The 15,762-nt window shown below is 71.3% G+C and carries 19 protein-coding genes; 12 read left to right on the plus strand and 7 right to left on the minus strand.

Features of this window, described 5'->3' with window-relative positions; genetic code table 11:
* Positions 1 to 299: 299 nt before the first annotated feature.
* Positions 300 to 1,136 (plus strand): SDR family NAD(P)-dependent oxidoreductase, encoded by an 837-nt coding sequence (locus FHG89_RS02570; protein WP_208760839.1) that lies wholly within the window; start codon positions 300 to 302, stop codon positions 1,134 to 1,136.
* Between the two features lie 13 nt (positions 1,137 to 1,149).
* On the opposite strand, the gene FHG89_RS02575 is transcribed toward FHG89_RS02570, so the two are convergent.
* Positions 1,150 to 1,650: a DUF4190 domain-containing protein gene (locus FHG89_RS02575; protein WP_139582449.1), complete on the minus strand. Its 501-nt coding sequence runs from the start codon at positions 1,648 to 1,650 to the stop codon at positions 1,150 to 1,152.
* 176 nt (positions 1,651 to 1,826) lie between these two features.
* On the opposite strand from FHG89_RS02575, the gene FHG89_RS02580 reads away from it, so the two are divergent.
* Positions 1,827 to 3,023, plus strand: a complete 1,197-nt coding sequence (locus FHG89_RS02580) for an acyl-CoA dehydrogenase family protein (protein ID WP_139582451.1) — start codon at positions 1,827 to 1,829, stop codon at positions 3,021 to 3,023.
* Here FHG89_RS02580 and FHG89_RS02585 read toward each other — a convergent pair.
* On the minus strand, positions 3,004 to 3,744 hold the full coding sequence (locus FHG89_RS02585) for a hypothetical protein (RefSeq protein ID WP_139582453.1): 741 nt from the start codon (positions 3,742 to 3,744) through the stop codon (positions 3,004 to 3,006). The genes FHG89_RS02580 and FHG89_RS02585 overlap by 20 nt on opposite strands.
* 202 nt (positions 3,745 to 3,946) lie before the next feature.
* Here FHG89_RS02585 and FHG89_RS02590 point away from each other — a divergent pair, with 202 nt between their 5' ends.
* On the plus strand, positions 3,947 to 4,333 hold the full coding sequence (locus FHG89_RS02590; protein ID WP_139582455.1) for a DUF7674 family protein: 387 nt from the start codon (positions 3,947 to 3,949) through the stop codon (positions 4,331 to 4,333).
* A gap of 104 nt (positions 4,334 to 4,437) precedes the next feature.
* Here FHG89_RS02590 and FHG89_RS02595 read toward each other — a convergent pair whose 3' ends face one another.
* Both FHG89_RS02595 and FHG89_RS02600 read right to left on the minus strand, forming a co-directional pair.
* Positions 4,438 to 4,845: a CoA-binding protein gene (locus tag FHG89_RS02595; protein ID WP_139582456.1), complete on the minus strand. Its 408-nt coding sequence runs from the start codon at positions 4,843 to 4,845 to the stop codon at positions 4,438 to 4,440.
* 26 nt (positions 4,846 to 4,871) lie between these two features.
* Positions 4,872 to 6,938 (minus strand): intein-containing Rv2578c family radical SAM protein, encoded by a 2,067-nt coding sequence (locus FHG89_RS02600; protein ID WP_139582458.1) that lies wholly within the window; start codon positions 6,936 to 6,938, stop codon positions 4,872 to 4,874.
* A 92-nt stretch (positions 6,939 to 7,030) separates the two neighbouring features.
* Here FHG89_RS02600 and FHG89_RS02605 point away from each other — a divergent pair, with 92 nt between their 5' ends.
* Complete coding sequence (locus tag FHG89_RS02605) at positions 7,031 to 7,450, plus strand: thiol-disulfide oxidoreductase DCC family protein (protein ID WP_139582460.1); 420 nt, start codon at positions 7,031 to 7,033, stop codon at positions 7,448 to 7,450.
* Here FHG89_RS02605 and FHG89_RS02610 read toward each other — a convergent pair.
* The 3 genes from FHG89_RS02610 to trxA all read right to left on the minus strand — a co-directional run bounded on the left by FHG89_RS02610 (position 7,414) and on the right by trxA (position 9,313).
* Entirely contained in the window at positions 7,414 to 8,358 is a 945-nt protein-coding gene (locus FHG89_RS02610) for an HTTM domain-containing protein (RefSeq protein ID WP_244295117.1), read from the minus strand. The two genes, FHG89_RS02605 and FHG89_RS02610, sit on opposite strands and share 37 nt — an antisense overlap.
* The gene (locus tag FHG89_RS02615) at positions 8,355 to 8,795 is read right to left on the minus strand and encodes a hypothetical protein (protein ID WP_139582461.1); all 441 of its coding nucleotides are present in this window, start codon (positions 8,793 to 8,795) and stop codon (positions 8,355 to 8,357) included. The genes FHG89_RS02610 and FHG89_RS02615 overlap by 4 nt, the downstream gene beginning before the upstream one ends.
* Positions 8,796 to 8,950: 155 nt before the next feature.
* Entirely contained in the window at positions 8,951 to 9,313 is a 363-nt protein-coding gene (gene trxA, locus FHG89_RS02620; protein WP_030329190.1) for a thioredoxin, read from the minus strand.
* Between the two features lie 548 nt (positions 9,314 to 9,861).
* On the opposite strand from trxA, the gene FHG89_RS02625 reads away from it, so the two are divergent.
* The 8 genes from FHG89_RS02625 (at position 9,862) to FHG89_RS02655 (ending at position 15,706) form a co-directional block, all read left to right on the plus strand.
* Positions 9,862 to 10,377: a MaoC family dehydratase gene (locus tag FHG89_RS02625; RefSeq protein ID WP_139582462.1), complete on the plus strand. Its 516-nt coding sequence runs from the start codon at positions 9,862 to 9,864 to the stop codon at positions 10,375 to 10,377.
* A gap of 91 nt (positions 10,378 to 10,468) precedes the next feature.
* On the plus strand, positions 10,469 to 10,993 hold the full coding sequence (locus tag FHG89_RS02630) for a hypothetical protein (protein WP_208760837.1): 525 nt from the start codon (positions 10,469 to 10,471) through the stop codon (positions 10,991 to 10,993).
* A 53-nt stretch (positions 10,994 to 11,046) separates the two neighbouring features.
* Positions 11,047 to 11,670: a TrmH family RNA methyltransferase gene (locus FHG89_RS02635; protein ID WP_139582492.1), complete on the plus strand. Its 624-nt coding sequence runs from the start codon at positions 11,047 to 11,049 to the stop codon at positions 11,668 to 11,670.
* An 82-nt stretch (positions 11,671 to 11,752) separates the two neighbouring features.
* Positions 11,753 to 12,430, plus strand: coding sequence for a DUF6758 family protein (locus FHG89_RS02640; RefSeq protein WP_341874241.1), 678 nt, complete (start codon positions 11,753 to 11,755; stop codon positions 12,428 to 12,430).
* 116 nt (positions 12,431 to 12,546) lie between these two features.
* Positions 12,547 to 12,705, plus strand: a complete 159-nt coding sequence (locus tag FHG89_RS32755; RefSeq protein WP_165942702.1) for a hypothetical protein — start codon at positions 12,547 to 12,549, stop codon at positions 12,703 to 12,705.
* A gap of 6 nt (positions 12,706 to 12,711) precedes the next feature.
* Positions 12,712 to 13,587, plus strand: a complete 876-nt coding sequence (locus tag FHG89_RS02645) for a PH domain-containing protein (RefSeq protein WP_139582467.1) — start codon at positions 12,712 to 12,714, stop codon at positions 13,585 to 13,587.
* A gap of 104 nt (positions 13,588 to 13,691) precedes the next feature.
* Positions 13,692 to 14,447, plus strand: a complete 756-nt coding sequence (locus FHG89_RS02650) for a SigE family RNA polymerase sigma factor (protein WP_139582469.1) — start codon at positions 13,692 to 13,694, stop codon at positions 14,445 to 14,447.
* Positions 14,444 to 15,706, plus strand: coding sequence for a hypothetical protein (locus FHG89_RS02655; protein ID WP_139582471.1), 1,263 nt, complete (start codon positions 14,444 to 14,446; stop codon positions 15,704 to 15,706). Before FHG89_RS02650 ends, FHG89_RS02655 begins: the two co-directional genes overlap by 4 nt.
* Positions 15,707 to 15,762 lie beyond the last annotated feature (56 nt).

The raw sequence follows: 15,762 nt of genomic DNA on the forward strand, positions 1-15,762 counted from the left end.
GCTGGGTGGGCACCGGCTGACCGGCCACGAGGGTCGGGTCCGGCGGCGCGCTGGACGGCTGCGCCGACCACGTGGGATCGGTCCAGCCGCCGGGCGGTGGGGAATTGGTCATGCGAGGTCTCCGTCAGGTCGGGGTGCGCCGTCAGGGTAGCCAGCGGCGGGTAAACACGACGCCCCCGCTACCGGGTGCCGCGTTGCTCGGGCCGGTCGCAACGGGCAGGATCCCTGGCATGGCAATAGACGCGCGTGCTGCGGACCGCTCCGGCAGTCGACCGAGACGGGACGTCAGCCGGCCCGGCATGGCGCGACGGGCCCGTGCGGCCACGCCGGCCGGCGGTCCCGGCCCCGACGAGCCGGTCGCGCTCGCCGACCCGGTGACCATGCGGCTCGACGGGCGGGTCGCCCTCGTGACGGGGGCGGGCAGCGCGGACGGCATCGGGTACGCCACGGCCCGCCGTCTCGCCGACCTGGGCGCCCGGGTGGCCATCGTCTCCACCACGCGGCGCATCCACGACCGGGCCGGTGAGCTGGGCGTGACCGGCTTCGTCGCCGACCTGACCGACGAGTCCGAGGTCGGCGCTCTGGCGGACGCGGTCGCCGAGCAGTTGGGCGACGTGGAGGTGCTTGTCAACAACGCCGGCCTGGCGAGCCGGGCCAGCCCGGAGGTGCTGCGGCCGGTCGCACAGTTGACCTACGACGAGTGGCGCGGCGAGATCGACCGCAACCTGACCACCGCGTTCCTGTGCAGCAGGGCGTTCATCGGCGGGATGGCGGAGCGCGGCTGGGGCCGGATCGTCAACCTGTCGGCCACGGCCGGCCCGGTCAACGCGCTGCCCACCGAGGCCGCGTACGCGGCGGCGAAGGCCGGGGTGGTCGGGCTGACCCGCGCGCTGGCCATGGAGATGATCGCCGACGGGGTGACAGTGAACGCGGTGGCGCCGGGCACCATCTACACGGCGGCGTCCACGATGGCCGAGATCAAGCAGGGGCTGGGCACGCCGGTCGGTCGACCGGGCACCCCGGACGAGGTCGCCGCGGCGATCAGCTTCCTCTGCTCGCCGGCTGCCTCGTACATCACCGGCCAGATGCTGGTGGTGGACGGCGGCAACAGCGTCCGGGAGGCGCGCTTCCGCTGACCGGCGTGGCGGGTCAGTAGCCGCCGCTGTCGCCGGTGTTGCTGAAAATGACAAGCGCCAGCCAGCCGCAGCAGGCCAGCAGGGTCAGCGCGGTGAAGGCGTAGCCGAGGATCAGCCCCCAGGTGGCGAGCTGGTCGCCGTCCTCGCCGCTGGTGCGGATCTGCCGCTTGGCCACGTGGCCGAGCACAGCGCCGGCCGGGGGGAACACGAAGGCGAACACCAGCGACAGGATCGCCAGCACGTTCGTGCCCCGACCCGGGCCCGACGGTGGGCCGTACTGGCCGTAGGGGCCCTGCGCGGCGTACGGCGGCTGTTGGCCCCAGTGCCCCGCCTGGTGCGGCCCGGGCTGCCCGTACGGCGACGGTTCGTCCGCTGGCGGCCCGTACGGCGAGCGCTCCGGGGGCGGCTCGTAGGACGGCTGGCCCGGCGCGTACGGCGACTGGTCCCGGGGTGGCTCGTAGGGTGACGGCGGTGGCTCGTCGCCCGGTGGTCCCGACGGCGGCGGGTGGCTCACAGCGTCCTCCTCCTGCCGGTGTCGGAAAAGTCCCTCTTGCCGGACGCTACCCGCAGCGGTGAACCTTTTCACAGCGGTTGTGTGGACTGGTCACCTTGGCCTCGCCGGCCCGGGAGGCCGATACTGACCGAGCGTTCAGTTACCCATGAGTAGTGCGCTGATCCCCGGAGGCTGAGATGGCTCGACTCGCCCAGACGCCCGGCCTGACCGACGTGCAGCAGTCGATTCTGGAGACCGTCCGGGAGTTCGCCGACAAGGAGATCATCCCGCACGCCCAGCGGCTGGAGCACGCCGACGAGTACCCCACCGACATCCTCGACGGGATGCGCGAGATGGGGCTGTTCGGCCTCACCATCGACGAGGAGTACGGCGGGCTCGGCGAGTCGCTGCTCACCTACGCGCTCGTGGTGGAGCAGCTGTCCCGGGGCTGGATGTCGATCTCCGGCATCGTCAACACCCACTTCATCGTGGCGTACCTGATCTCCCAGCACGGCTCCGCCGAGCAGAAGTCCCGGCTGCTGCCCAGGATGGCCACCGGCGAGGTGCGCGGCGCCTTCTCGATGTCCGAGCCGGAGACCGGTTCCGACGTCTCGGCGATCAAGTCCCGCGCGGTCCGCGACGGCGACCGCTACGTGCTCAACGGGCAGAAGATGTGGCTGACCAACGGGGCGTACTCCTCGGTGGTGGCAACCCTGGTCAAGACCGACACCGGCGCCGACTCGGTGTACGGCAACATGAGCACCTTCCTGCTGGAGAAGGAGCCGGGCTTCGGCGAGACCGCACCCGGCCTCACCATCCCCGGCAAGATCGACAAGATGGGCTACAAGGGCGTCGAGACCACCGAGATGGTGCTCGACGGCGTGACCGTGCCCGACTCGGCGATCCTCGGCGGCGCCGACAAGGTGGGCCGCGGCTTCTACCAGATGATGGACGGCATCGAGGTGGGCCGCGTCAACGTGGCCGCCCGCGCCTGCGGCATCTCCATCCGCGCCTTCGAGCTGGCCGTGCAGTACGCCCAGCAGCGCAGAACCTTCGGCCAGCCGCTCGCCAAGCACCAGGCCATCGCGTTCAAGCTCGCCGAGATGGGTACGAAGATCGAGGCCGCGCACGCCCTCATGGTCAATGCCGCCCGGCTCAAGGACGCCGGCCAGCGCAACGACGTCGAGGCCGGCATGGCCAAGCTGCTCGCCTCCGAGTACTGCGCAGAAGTCGTGCAGGAGGCGTTCCGCATCCACGGCGGCTACGGCTACTCCAAGGAGTACGAGATCGAGCGGCTGATGCGCGAGGCCCCGTTCCTGCTCATCGGCGAGGGCACCTCCGAGATCCAGAAGACCATCATCTCCCGCGGCCTGCTCAAGGAGTACAAGCTCTGAGCTGCCCCTGGTCCGGCTCGGTGGCCAGCTCCCACGGTCGGAACCGGTAGTTCTCGAGTGCGGCGATCAGCCGGTCCTCCGGCACCGCCGTGTCCCGGCCGCCGACCACCGGCGCCGGCCGCAGCGACTGCCAGACCGCCGGCCGCAGTCGCACCCCGTTCAACCGGCCGTCGCGCCGGTGCGGGCTGACCCGGTCGATGTTCGTCCAGTCCACGATCCGGCGGCCGTGCCGGATCGCGCTGGCGGCCAGCGCCAGCCGTCCGGTGAAGCGCGCCTCCTCGTAGACCCCACGGCCGAGCCAGGCCGCGACGCCGACGGCGAGCACCGGCCGCGTCAGGTCGACCCACCGGCCGTGCGGGGGCAGGCTGGCGATCAGCCACCCGCCGATCACGATCAGCGTGGTCGCACCGGCCGCCAGGTCGACCCACCCGGCGAGCGACCGGCGTGCCACCAGGCCCGGTTCGACAGCGTCCAGGCCGCAGACGCGTTCCCGCCAGCGCAGATGCCCCGTCCGCCGTGGCCACCACCGCCCGGTCAGCCACCGCAGGCCGAACGCCGACCAGACCGCCAGGACGGCGGTGGACGGGTTGATCCGAGGAAGCTGAAGCAAACCACCGGCGATCCCGGCGGCCACCACCAACCCGGCCGTCAGAGCCAGGATCCGGCGCGGCCAGAGCCCGTCGCCCAACGCCGGTACGCGGCCGCGCCGCGGGATGACCATGCCGGCAGCGTACGACCACCGGGAAACCCGTATCGAGGATGGACGCGCGCCGCCTAGTGTCGGTCAACGGCTCCTGAACGACTGCTACGAACTACGGGGGCAACGTGGCCGCGCTCGTCTCCTGCGCGCGATTTCGCACCGCTGTAGCGCGACAGTGAAGGCTCTTCCCCCGTGGTGGCGGCCACTCCTGGCGACGAACCCCGTGCTGGGAGCGCAGGACGCGGTCCTGGTCCGGCGGTGGACCTCGAACCCGTCCGCAGCCGATGCCGACGAGGGCGGCGCGGACGATCCGCCTCTGCTGCTCCGCCTGTCACACCTCGCCGAATCGCTCACCGAGCGCGTGGACGACGTGCCCGCGAGTGAACGTGTCGCCTTCTTCCGAATCCTGGACGCGGTACTGGCCGATGGCGACCAGCCCGAGAAGGACGCCGTGGCGACCGGCTTCCTCGAATCCCTGATGGCCGCGGCAGATCGGGGCTTCGACCTTCGTCGGGTGTGGCACGAGTTGGGCCCACGCTCGCAGCAGTACTGCCGGGACTGGAACGCCTTCACCGGAGAGCGGCCGTCGGACTTCATGCGGCCGGCCTGACGTTCGGGCCAACGCCGGTTCACCTGGTGCCCACGGCCCGTGGGCGGCTTCCGGTCCGGCCGGCTGCCAGCACAAACGGCCGAGCCCATCGGATCGACGCCGGGTCAGCCGAGCCGGGTCAGGCCGGCGGCGGCGCGCTCGACGATGAGGCAGCGGTCCTCGACGTAGTCCATCCCGGCCTCCTCGGCGATCCGTCGTGCCTCGGCCGAGACGATGCCCAGTTGCAGCCAGACGGCCGGAGCGCCGATCGCCGCCGCGTCCCGGACCACCTGCACGGCGTCGGCCGCCGGCCGGAACACGTCCACCAGATCCACCGGGTGCGGGATGTCGGCCAGCGTCGGGTACGCCCGCTCGCCGAAGAGTTCGTCGACGGTCGGGTTGACCGGGATGATCCGCCAGCCGTACTGCTGCATCTGCAACGGCACGCCGTGCGCGGCCTTGCGCGGGTCGCGCGACGCGCCCACGACGGCGATGACGGCGGAGTCGGCGAGGATCTGCTGAGCGGTACGCACCCGCCGACTGTAACGCCGCCTGAGGTCTAGAGCAGGGTCAGTTGCTCGGCGGCCGGCGGTGGGGGCGGCTCGGGCAGCCGACGGTTGTCACCCAGCTCGCCCCGGTGCAGCCCGTGGCGGCGGGCGGCGATCCGCACCCGGGCGGTCAGCTCCCGCTGGTACGCCTGCGGGGCGTACGCGCCGGCCCGGTAGAGCTCGCGGTAGCGGGGCGCGAGGTGCGGGTGCTCCCGGGCGAGCCACTGTGCGTACCACTCCCGGGCGCCTGGGCGCAGGTGCAGCGCCAGTGGAGTCACGCTGGTCGCCCCGGCGGCCGCGATCGCCGACACGGTGGCGTCGATCGACTCGTCGCCGTCACTGAGCCCGGGCAGGATCGGCGCCATCAGCACCCCGACCTCGAAGCCGGCGTCGGTGAGTCGGCGGACCGCGTCCAGGCGACGGCTCGGATGCGGTGTGCCCGGCTCGACACCACGCCAGAGCTGCTCGTCAACGAAGCCGACCGAGTAGGAGATGCCGACCCTGGTCACCTCGGCGGCCTGGCGCAGCAGCGGCAGATCCCGCAGGATCAGCGTGCCCTTGGTCAGGATCGAGAACGGGTTGGCGAAGTCACGCAGCGCCGCGATGATCTGCGGCATCAGCCGGTAACGGCCCTCGGCCCGCTGGTAACAGTCCACGTTGGTCCCCATGGCCACGTGCGCGCCCCGCCACTTCGGCGCGGCCAGCTCCCGCCGTACCAGCTCACCGGCGTTGACCTTGACGATCACCTGCCGGTCGAAGTCCGCTCCGGCATCGAGATCGAGATAAGTGTGGGTATTTCTGGCGAAACAGTTGTGGCTCACGACTCCGTCGGCGATGAAGTCACCAGTGCCAGTGGTGATGTCCCAGAGTGGCAATTCCAGCCCGAGCGCTTGAATGTCGACAACCCTGAGGTCGGCCTGGCACTTCAGTGCGGTGCCCTCGATCGAGCGCTTCCTGGTGATGGCCGGGTCGGTCAGGTGGAAGAACCGAAGCCGGGCGGGGAGGCCGCCTGTCAATCTGATCTGCCGCACGCGGTTGGGTTTACCGGGGTCTTCGAGCACGCAGCTGAACCCGAACCGGCGCAGTGCCTCCGTTGTCTGATCGAGGATCGCGTCGTCGCTGTTGCTGATGCGCAGGACGCCTCTGCTGCAACTGCCCTCGGCGTCGAAGATGCCGGCCAGGAAGCCAAGCCGCCACTCGTCGCTGGGGTTGACCGGCCACTCGATCAGCTTGGTGATGCTCTCGATGTCGCGCTGTTTGGAGGTGCGGATCGCAGAAAGAGCCTGGCGGGTGGTGCTGGCGGGCATGAACGAGAAACGTCGTGTCTGGATGCCCTCCCGGGCGAGGTAGCGCTCGCTCCGACTCAACGCCTCGTCATCGACCAGCGCCAGCCGGAACCGGTGCACGACCCCGTAGGCGTACGAGAAGGTGCCGAGCTGCCCATCGCCGCGGACCATCCCGCAGAGGTAGCCCCGGCGGTAGTCGGGCGATTCCTTGGGGCCGGCTGCGAAACGGCCCGTGCCGATCAGGCGATTGTTGGTGGTCAGGTAGGGGCGTTGGCCGACACCCTGCATGGCCCCGGTGACGTACTTCCAGCCACGATCCGAGAGGAACCGGTGGTCACCGCTGGCGATGAGCGTGGTGCCGTCCGTCAAGGTGACCCGGTATGCAGGTTTCACCGTGGGCCACTTGTCCAGCACGGTGGTGACGACGTAGCGACGGTAGGCGCCGCGTCGTTCCGTCCCGTAGATCCGATCCCCTGGTTCCAGGTCGCTGATCGGTTTCGTGCGACCGTCCGCCATCAGGATCGGGGTCTCCGCTCCCAGGCAGTACACACACGCATGGGAACAGCCCCGGTACGGGTTGATCGTCCACTCGAAGGGGACGCGGGACTGCCCGGGCACCCGGTTGAGGATCGACTTGGCCTGCACCTCGTAGAAGGTCATCCCGGCGAACTCGGGGGTGTCGAACGTGCGGGCGACGGCGCCGGGCAGCGCCAGCGGCAGGGGTGGCGTCGCTGGCGCTGCCCGCTCGGGGTCTCCCTCAACCGGGGGAGCGGTGAGGTTGTCCCAGCGCATGGCCACTATTCGAACACGTGTACGAGGTTGGCGCAAGTGACCCGCCGGACACCCGTGACTGATCGACGGTCCGGCGGGGGAGGATGGACGGCATGGAGACGTCGACCTTCGTCTACGACGGTGACTGCGCGTTCTGCACGGCCTGTGCGGAGTTCATCGAACGCCGGATCCCCACCACCGCGCGGGTGGTGCCCTGGCAGTTCGCCGACCTCGACGCGCTCGGCCTCACGACCGCCGAGTGCGAGGAGGCCGTGCAGTGGGTCGGCGCGGACGGCTCCCGCGCCGCCGGTCCGGACGCCATCGCCAGGCTGCTCGCCGCGAGCGGCCCGTTGTGGCGGGTCGCCGGGGCCGGCCTGCGGTTTCCACCGGCCCGCGCGGCGGCGTGGCCGGTGTACCGCTGGGTGGCGCGCAACAGGCATCGCCTGCCGGGCGGTACGGCCGCCTGCTCGCTGCCGCAGGAGGCCCGGGAGCGGCTCTACGGCCCGGCTGGTCGCCCGACCACCGGCGCCTGACCGCCGGGCGACACAGACTCCGGGTCCGGCTCTGTGCCGGGCTCGGCCTGGTCGTCGACCGCGCCCTTCGGGGGCTCCGGCGCAGGGCGGCCGGCGAGCCGGCGGGCCCAGATGATCGGGCGTACCCGCTCCAGCGGCAGGAAGCTGGTCATCGCGGCCAGGTGCGGCGCGAACGAGATGGTGATGGTCGCGATGGTGACCGCGTGGAACGAGTAGAAGAAGCCGACCATGGCGAGCCGCCAGCGGGGTGGCAGGAAGAAGACCACCGGGCTGAGCAGCTCGAACGCCACGATGCCGAACTGGGCGACGATCAGCAGGTACGGCACCTGGGCGATGAGGTCCGCCAGGTCGGTGCCGCGCCGGATGATCGCCCGGGCCAGGACCGAGCCGGTCAGCCAGTCCAGGCCGCCGAAGCGCAGCTTGGCGAAGGCGGCCAGGAAGTACGTGCAGATCACCGCGATCTGGGTGACGCGCAGGGCCCAGCCACCGGCCTCGGTGCGTGTGGTGTCGCCGTGCCGGGCCCGACCGGCGGTGGGCAGTACGGCAAGCGCGACGAGCAGCCCGAACCGGTCGTGGTCGACCTTCCCGTAGCTCATCGCGATGATCATCCACTCCAGGTACAGCGCGCAGACCGCCCAGCCGAGCAGGCGGGGCGCCCGTCCGGTCGCGGCGAGGAGCGCGAGTACCAGCAATGACCAGAAGATCACCGCCACCACCGCCGCTGTCGGCGTCGGCAGGGGGAGCAGGCGGCCGATCAGCAGCGGTTGGTAGAGGTCGCCGGGCACGCTGACCCGGGTGCGTACCCAGGGGGTGAAGATCACCAGGTCGGCGGCGACGAAGAGGTAGATCACGGTCCGGAACGCGGCCACCCGCCCCCGGGGCACGGCCTCGGTCAGCCAGCGGGTCATCGGGATGCCTGCCAGCGGACGACGGTCTCGTCGGTGTGCTGCCCGGTCGGCCGGCCGGCGCGGATGCCGTGCCAGCGGATCACGATGCGGACCTCGACCAGCCTGGGGGCGTCCGGGTGGCGTTCGGCGTACGCGTCGGCGACCTCGGTGAGCAGCGTCGGGTCGGCGGCGTACCGGGCCTGCTGACCCTCGATCTCGGCGCGGCGGATGCCTGTCGAGTCCTGGTCGAGGTCGATCACGGCCCCGGCGCTGTTCACTCCCTCGACCCGGGTGTCCGGAGCGGGTGCGTTCGGCGGGTTCGAGGTGGAGTACATCCGGAACGGGCCGAACGGGAAGTCGTCGTCGCTGCCCCAGAAGGTGCCAGCGACCAGCAGGGCGAGGCCGAGGGCGGTCGCGCCGAGCCGGGTCACGCGCCCGCGGGTGGTCAGGGTCTCCATCGGGTCGTGACGATACGGGATGTACCGACCCTGTCGGGTCCCACCGACGGTCACTTCGGTCTGCCCGGGAAGGTGATCATGCGCGTTCTTCCGGGGGTACGACGAAGGCCGGGCCCGCACCGGGCCCGGCCTGCGCGTGTCGTCGCGGGGACGACTCAGTGGTTGTGCTCGGCCAGCTGCTTGCGGACGTCGTCCATGTCCAGAGCCTCGACCTGCTCGATCAGGTTCTCCAAGGCGGACTCGGGAAGGGCACCCGGCTGGGCGAAGACGATGACGCCGTCGCGGATCGCCATGATCGTCGGGATCGACCGGATGTCGAACTTGGCGCCCAGCTCCTGCTGGGCCTCGGTGTCGACCTTGCCGAAGACGATGTTCTGGTGCTTCTCCGAGGAGCGCTCGTAGACCGGGGCGAACCGCTTGCACGGACCACACCAGTCGGCCCAGAAGTCGACCAGGACGATGCCGTCGTTGCCGGTCACCTCGTCGAAGTTCGCCGAGGTCAGCTCAACGGTTGCCATTGCACTCTCCGATCACCGCGGTTTATCTACGTCCCGTAGAACCAGGGCTGACCGTATCGAATTCCCGGGCGGTGGGGCGCGAAACGTGCTCCGGGCTGCCGGAGGGCTCCGACGGCCATCGATCCGCGTCTGTCCGTGCCGTCGTGCGGATCGCAAGTGCACGACGCACTTGCGTGACCAGCCGTGATGGGAGCGTTTCCAGGGAGATCCACTCAATTGAGCACTACGAATCGGTAACTTGAGCCCTGACAAGGAGGTATCCGGCCTGCGGAGATCGCCGATCAACTCATGTTTAGTCACCGAGAGTAGTGTTACAAAAAGATAAATGTGACCTCGATCTCTGTCGAACCTTCGCCGCCGTAGGGCAGAATTCCTCGCATCAGAGCGTGGGCGGCGGGTGCCGGGGAGGGCCCCGCCGCTCATTGCGTCTCCCCCCGTGCGAGTGACAGGTGTGACAATTCCGCCGTGGTCCCGCCCCGCCGATCGCCTTAACCACCGGTAAGGCATGCTGTGCCGAACTCCATCGCCGCCCGTCGAAGGGGACCAGGATGCAGTTCGGCCGCTACTACGAGGAGTTCGAGGTCGGCGCGGTCTACCGGCACTGGCCGGGCAAGACCGTCACCGAGTACGACGACCACCTCTTCTGCCTGCTCACCATGAACCACCACCCGCTGCACATGGACGCGCACTACGCCGAGTCGGCCAGCCAGTTCAAGCGCAACGTCGTGGTGGGCAACTACATCTACTCGCTGCTGCTCGGCATGTCCGTGCCGGACGTCAGCGGCAAGGCGATCGCCAACCTGGAGGTCGAGTCGCTGCGGCACGTGGCGCCCACCTTCCACGGCGACACCATCTACGGCGAGACCACCGTGCTGGACAAGCGGGAGTCCGGCTCCAAGCCCGACCGGGGAGTGGTGTCGGTGGAGACCCGCGGCTACAACCAGGACGGCACCATGGTCTGCGTCTTCCGCCGCAAGGTCATGGTCCCCAAGCGGGAGTACGCGGCCAGCGCAGTCCCCGACGGGGTGGACCCGGAGCGGCCGAGCTTCCCCACCCCGCGCTGAACGCACGTGGCGTCCCGAACGCCGCCGGACCAGGGCTCCTTCCCCTCAGCAGGTTCTGCCGGGGTGGGGCCCTGGTCCCGTTTCGGGGCATATGCTGACGCCGGAGGTTCCGATGAGCCACTCCGTCGCCGGAGAGCCGTCCTCGGCCGGCCGCCGTGCCGCACCGCTGACCACCGCTGTCTACTCCGCCGCCGAATGGGACCTGCTCACGAGCCTGCCCGGTCGGGTGCTCGTGGCCGCCGCCGCTCCCGGGCCGGGCCGTCCCGAGAGGGGCGTCCCGGCGGGCCTCGCCGGCCTGGACGCGGTGGCGGCCGGGCGGGCCTTCGACAGTGACCTCGTCCGTGCGGTCGTCGCCGCGATCTACGCCCGCCACGACGGCGCCCCGCAGCCCGGCGAGCGGCTCACCGACCTGGTGGACCTGCTGGCCGCCTGCCGGGCGGCGGTCCGGGTCCTGCGCCGACGCGCCGACCCCGCCGACTCGGCCGCGTACCGCCAGTGGGTGCAGTCGGTCGCGGCCCGGGTCTGCCGGGCGGCACCCGGCGCTGCCGGACAGCCGCCGAGCCCGGCCGACCGACGTTTCCTGGACCGGCTCGGCGGCGCGCTCGGTCTGGGCTGACATCGGCGGGCCGTCGCGGCGTGCGCCGCGACGGTCCGTACCCTCTGATGACCGTGACCGACGACCAGCTTGAGGTGGGTGTGGGCCCCTGGCCGGGGAGCCCGCCGGACGACCCCCGCTACGACCCGCGGTTGCTGGCCGAGGGCGACCGGCGCAACGTGGTCGACCGCTACCGCTACTGGCGGCACGAGGCGATCGTCGCCGACCTGGACCGGCACCGGCACGGCTTCCACGTCGCCATCGAGAACTGGCAGCACGACTTCAACATCGGCACTGTGGTCCGCAACGCCAACGCGTTCATGGCCGCCGAGGTGCACATCGTCGGACGTCGGCGGTGGAACCGGCGCGGCGCGATGGTGACCGACCGGTACCAGCACGTCCGTCACCACGAGACGATCGAGGAGTTCGTCGACTGGGCTGCCGGGCGGGGGCTGCCGGTCTTCGGCATCGACAATCTGCCCGGCTCGCTCCCGCTGGAGACCGGCACCCTGCCCCGGGACTGCGTGCTGCTGTTCGGCCAGGAGGGGCCCGGCCTCTCCGAGCCGGCCCGCGCGGCCTGCGACCAGCTCTACTCCATCGCCCAGTACGGCTCCACCAGGTCGATCAACGCGGGCGTTGCCAGCGGGATCGCCATGCACGCGTGGATCCGTACCCACGCGGGCCCGCCGCCGGACTGATCCCGCGCCGCGCCAGCGCAATCGGACGGTCCGGCTTGACGTGCGGGCGGTACGGGACGACGGTGGGGTTGTGAGTGTCGCGGTGAGTTGTCCGAGATGCGGGGGCCCGGTACGGGGGCCGGATCTGATGCACACCGAGTCGAGGTGCCTGGGTTGCGGGCCGGTCCCGCCGCTGCACGTGCCCGAACACATCGGACCGGAGATCGTGGCGAGTGTGGTGGACCGCATCACCGCGACCGCGGACGCGCCGGTGACGCCGCTCTGGTGTCCGTGGCCGCTGCCGCCCGGCTGGACCCTCACCGGCGTGGCGTACGCGGGGGACGAGCGGACCGGTGTGCGGGCGACCGCCGTGGCCTGCGCGGGCCCGGCGCCGCTCGGTGGAGGCCCGGCCGACCTGGTCTTCGTGGCGGAGGAGCCCGGTGTCGGCCTGGGTACGCGACTCGCCGGACTGTCCGGTCCGGACCCGGGACCGCAACTGGTCGACGCGCTGACCGACCCCGGGCCAGGCCATCCGGAGCACGTGGGGCAGGCCCGGATCAGGGTCGGCGGCCATCCGACTCCACTGTGGTTGGTGAATTCACGAGCGGATCGAAGCGCGTACGCCGGCGAGGCTCGGGGAATGTGGCTGCATGCGATAGCCTGGCCGGCGAGTGCGGGACACCTGCTCGCGGAAGATGTCGTGCTACACGACCTGACCGAGTGGACTCCGCCCGAGCTCGTGTACGGCGCACCGTCCCCGCACCTATCAGGTAAGGCTTGACAACCTTCCCTGATTGACGGAGAACGGACGCAGATATTCACTGTACGACACCACACTGATACTCTGGGTGCCGCTGCGGTAATGGGACCCGGCGCCGCGCGAGAGGATGGCCCGCCATGGTCAAGAAGGTCCTCACCTGGGCCGGAATCGCATTCTTGATCTTCTTCGTCGCCTACCGGCCAAACTCGGCGGCGGATGTGTTCAAGTCGCTCGGCGGTGGCATCGTCGACATCGCCCAGGGCTTCGGCGACTTCTTCACCAGCCTCGTCGCCTAGCCGCCGATGGGCAGCCCCTCCGGTCCACCCTTCGACCCGGACGACCCCGACCGGGAACGTCGCGAGCGGGACACCGAGCCGATCCCACGGATCGGGCCGGACGACGGCCCGGGCTACGGAGCTGGCCCCGGCCTGTCCGACGGGCCGTCCCTGTCGGACGACGTCGGCTACGGCGACGGGCCCGGCTACGCCGGTGAGGGTCGTTCCGGCCGGGCCTGGATCCGCGATCCGGAGGCGGGCTACCAGCCGCCGCAGATCTCCGAGGACGAGCTGGCCGGGCTGCGCGCGGACGCGACCGGCGCGGCCCCTCGGCGGGTGCTGCCGCTGGAGGACGAGCCCAGCTCGCTGGTGGCCCGTTACCTCTTCCCCACCGAGCGCTACCGGGGCGAGTGGAAGCGGCACTGGGTCCACCTCACCACCCCGCTGCTGGTCGGCGTGGCGGCGACCTTCGTGCTCGGCTACCTCTCCGGCTTCCTCGCCGGTCAGAACGTGGGGGCGTTGACGACCATCGCCGTGCTGCTCTGGTTCGCGGTGATGGGCTGGGTGGCCTGGAAGGTCGCCGACTGGTGGTATGACCGGTTCATCCTGACCAACAAGCGGGTCATGGTGGTCAACGGCATCGTCACCCGCAAGGTGGCCATGATGCCGCTGGTCCGGGTCACCGACATGAAGTACGAGCAGACCCCGACCGGCCGGGCGCTCAACTACGGCACCTTCGTGCTGGAGTCCGCCGGCCAGGAGCAGGCCCTCCGGGAAATCAAGAACCTGCCCAACCCGAACGAGCTCTACCTGCGTGTGGTGGAAGAGATGTACGAGCCGCAGGCGGTGGAGGCCCGGCTGGGCAAGGAGGCCGACGAGGCCAAGGCCGACGACGGGGCGTGAAGGTTTTCGTCCGAACATCGGAGCAAGTGCGCACCTTTCGTCATGGACCAGACGGCCTCTGACGTGGCACTCTGCCAGGACGGCCGGGTGGCGGGAGGTGGGCGGTGGCGAGCAGAGACTCGTTGGAGGAGGAGTTTCGCGAGTTCGTCGCGGCTCGCTCCGCCGCGCTGCTGCGCACCGCGTACCTGCTCACCGGTGACTGGGCCACGGCCGAGGATCTGCTCCAGACGGCGCTCACCAAGACCTACCTGGCGTGGAAGCGCCTCGGCGGGATCGAGGCGGTCGAGCCGTACGCCCGCCGGGTGATGGTCAACACGTCGACGAGCTGGTGGCGGCGGCGCTGGCACGGTGAGCGCCCCACCGAGGTGCTGCCCGAACGGGCCGGCGTCGACGAGATCGAGCAGCAACTGGACCGTGACCTGCTCTGGCGGCACCTCAAAGAGCTGCCGACGCGGCAGCGTGCGGTGCTGGTGCTGCGCTACTACGAGGACATGTCCGAGGCGCAGACCGCCGCGATGCTGGACATCTCGCCCGGCACCGTGAAGAGCCAGGCGTCCCGGGCGCTGGCCACCCTGCGCCGCCGGATGGGATCCGCCGTGCCGGACCTGTCCGGGGGAGCCGCCACGCCGGGCGAGGCGAACGGCACCCGCCGGGCTGCCACCGCCGGAGGCGCGGGCTCCGGAAGCCGGAGGGGCACCGCCGTCGGCGGTACGCCTCGACCCCGGCCGACGCCGGAGGGGTCGGTGCCCAACCCGGCCGCTCCCCGTCCGGCCACCCCACGCCCGATCGGTCCGTCGATCGAACTGCCCCCCGCTCCGGCGGCCGTGCCCGTCGGCACCGGCCCCGGAGAGAAGAAGTGAGCGGGTACCGGGGCCGGTTCGACAACCTGACGGGCCGCCCGGCGCGTCCATACGACGTGCGGCCCGACGAGATCGAAGGCGCGGTGCGGGAGACCCTCTCGCGCCGGGTCGCCGTCGCCCGTCCGCTGAGCGCCGACCCCGCCGGCCAGGCCATCCGCCGGGGGAACCGGATCCGCCGCCGGCGTACCGCGGCCGGTCTCACCCTCGCGGCGATCGCCACCGTCCTGGTCAGCACCGGCATGGCCCAGCTCGGTCAGGACTCCGGCCGGCGGGGCTCACCCATCGTCGTGATCGGTGACCCCGACCCGTCGGCCCGACCGATCCCCACGGCCACCGTGCCCGCCCCCCTGCCCTCGCCCGGCATGTCCGCCGACCTGCTCGTCGGCGGGACGCTGATCAGCGCCGACGGGAAACGGCTCGAACTGCCAAGCGTCGGGCCGGCCGAGAGCGCCCGACCTCTGCCGGCCGGCGGAGGGTTGCTTGTGGTCGGCGCGCAGACCACGGCCGGCCGATCCCTCTGGGTCGCGCAGAACGACGGGCTGGTGCAGGTGCTGCTGGCCGGGGCGGGCGGGATCGTCGTGGCACCCGACGGCCGTCAGGTCGCCTGGCGCGACGGCACCGACCTCCTGGTGGCGGGAGTGATCGGCAACCAGCTCATCGGCTCGGCGCGTACGCCCGTGCCGGCCGGGGCGGAGCCGGTCCGGTTCGTCGGCGACAGCGTGCTGGTCCGGCTCGATCCGGACGCCCCGGGGCACGCCCTGTGGCGGCCGGGTGCGGGGCAGCTGACCCCGGACGACGGCCGGCGCACCCTCAACGTCTACGGCACTCTGCCGGACGGGCGGTTGGTCGGTCAGGTCGCCACGGGCGAGCCGGGCGGCACCTGCCTGGCCGTGCTCGACCCCACGCCCGCCCTGAAGACGGTGGGCACCGGCTGCGGCCCCCAACTGAGCACGGACGGTGCCGGCGGGATCTCACCCGACGGGCGGTGGCTCCTGGTGAACGGGCAGGTCGGCAAGGTCGACCGGTCCCTGCTGGTCGACCTGCGCCGGCTCGGTCCGGACCTGAGCGCCCTGCCGGCCGGTCCGCCGGTGACCGGCGCGGTCGCCTGGACGACCGGATCGGCCGCCTCGTACGTCGACGGCGCCGGCCAACTGGTCCGGGTCGACGTCGATCAGGTACGGGCCGGGAAGCCGGCCGAGCCGTCCCCCGTCGCCGACCTGCGACCGGGCGACCGTCCGGTCCTGGTGACCGGCTCCTGACGGTGGCGCCGGCCTCCTGGGTACCGTCGGGGCCGTGATCTCGCGTACCGGCCCCG

The organism is Micromonospora orduensis (assembly GCF_006228125.1).
In the GTDB taxonomy this organism is placed as follows: domain Bacteria; phylum Actinomycetota; class Actinomycetes; order Mycobacteriales; family Micromonosporaceae; genus Micromonospora; species Micromonospora orduensis.

Bases quoted from the DNA above. Each gene is read 5' to 3' on its own strand.
- FHG89_RS02570 (WP_208760839.1), top strand. From the start codon at position 300: ATGGCGCGACGGGCCCGTGCGGCCACGCCGGCCGGCGGTCCCGGCCCC.
- FHG89_RS02580 (WP_139582451.1), top strand. From the start codon at position 1,827: ATGGCTCGACTCGCCCAGACGCCCGGCCTGACCGACGTGCAGCAGTCG.
- FHG89_RS02585 (WP_139582453.1), bottom strand. From the start codon at position 3,744: ATGGTCATCCCGCGGCGCGGCCGCGTACCGGCGTTGGGCGACGGGCTC.
- FHG89_RS02600 (WP_139582458.1), bottom strand. From the start codon at position 6,938: ATGCGCTGGGACAACCTCACCGCTCCCCCGGTTGAGGGAGACCCCGAG.
- FHG89_RS02605 (WP_139582460.1), top strand. From the start codon at position 7,031: ATGGAGACGTCGACCTTCGTCTACGACGGTGACTGCGCGTTCTGCACG.
- FHG89_RS02610 (WP_244295117.1), bottom strand. From the start codon at position 8,358: ATGACCCGCTGGCTGACCGAGGCCGTGCCCCGGGGGCGGGTGGCCGCG.
- FHG89_RS02615 (WP_139582461.1), bottom strand. From the start codon at position 8,795: ATGGAGACCCTGACCACCCGCGGGCGCGTGACCCGGCTCGGCGCGACC.
- trxA (WP_030329190.1), bottom strand. From the start codon at position 9,313: ATGGCAACCGTTGAGCTGACCTCGGCGAACTTCGACGAGGTGACCGGC.
- FHG89_RS02625 (WP_139582462.1), top strand. From the start codon at position 9,862: ATGCAGTTCGGCCGCTACTACGAGGAGTTCGAGGTCGGCGCGGTCTAC.
- FHG89_RS02630 (WP_208760837.1), top strand. From the start codon at position 10,469: ATGCTGACGCCGGAGGTTCCGATGAGCCACTCCGTCGCCGGAGAGCCG.
- FHG89_RS32755 (WP_165942702.1), top strand. From the start codon at position 12,547: ATGGTCAAGAAGGTCCTCACCTGGGCCGGAATCGCATTCTTGATCTTC.
- FHG89_RS02645 (WP_139582467.1), top strand. From the start codon at position 12,712: ATGGGCAGCCCCTCCGGTCCACCCTTCGACCCGGACGACCCCGACCGG.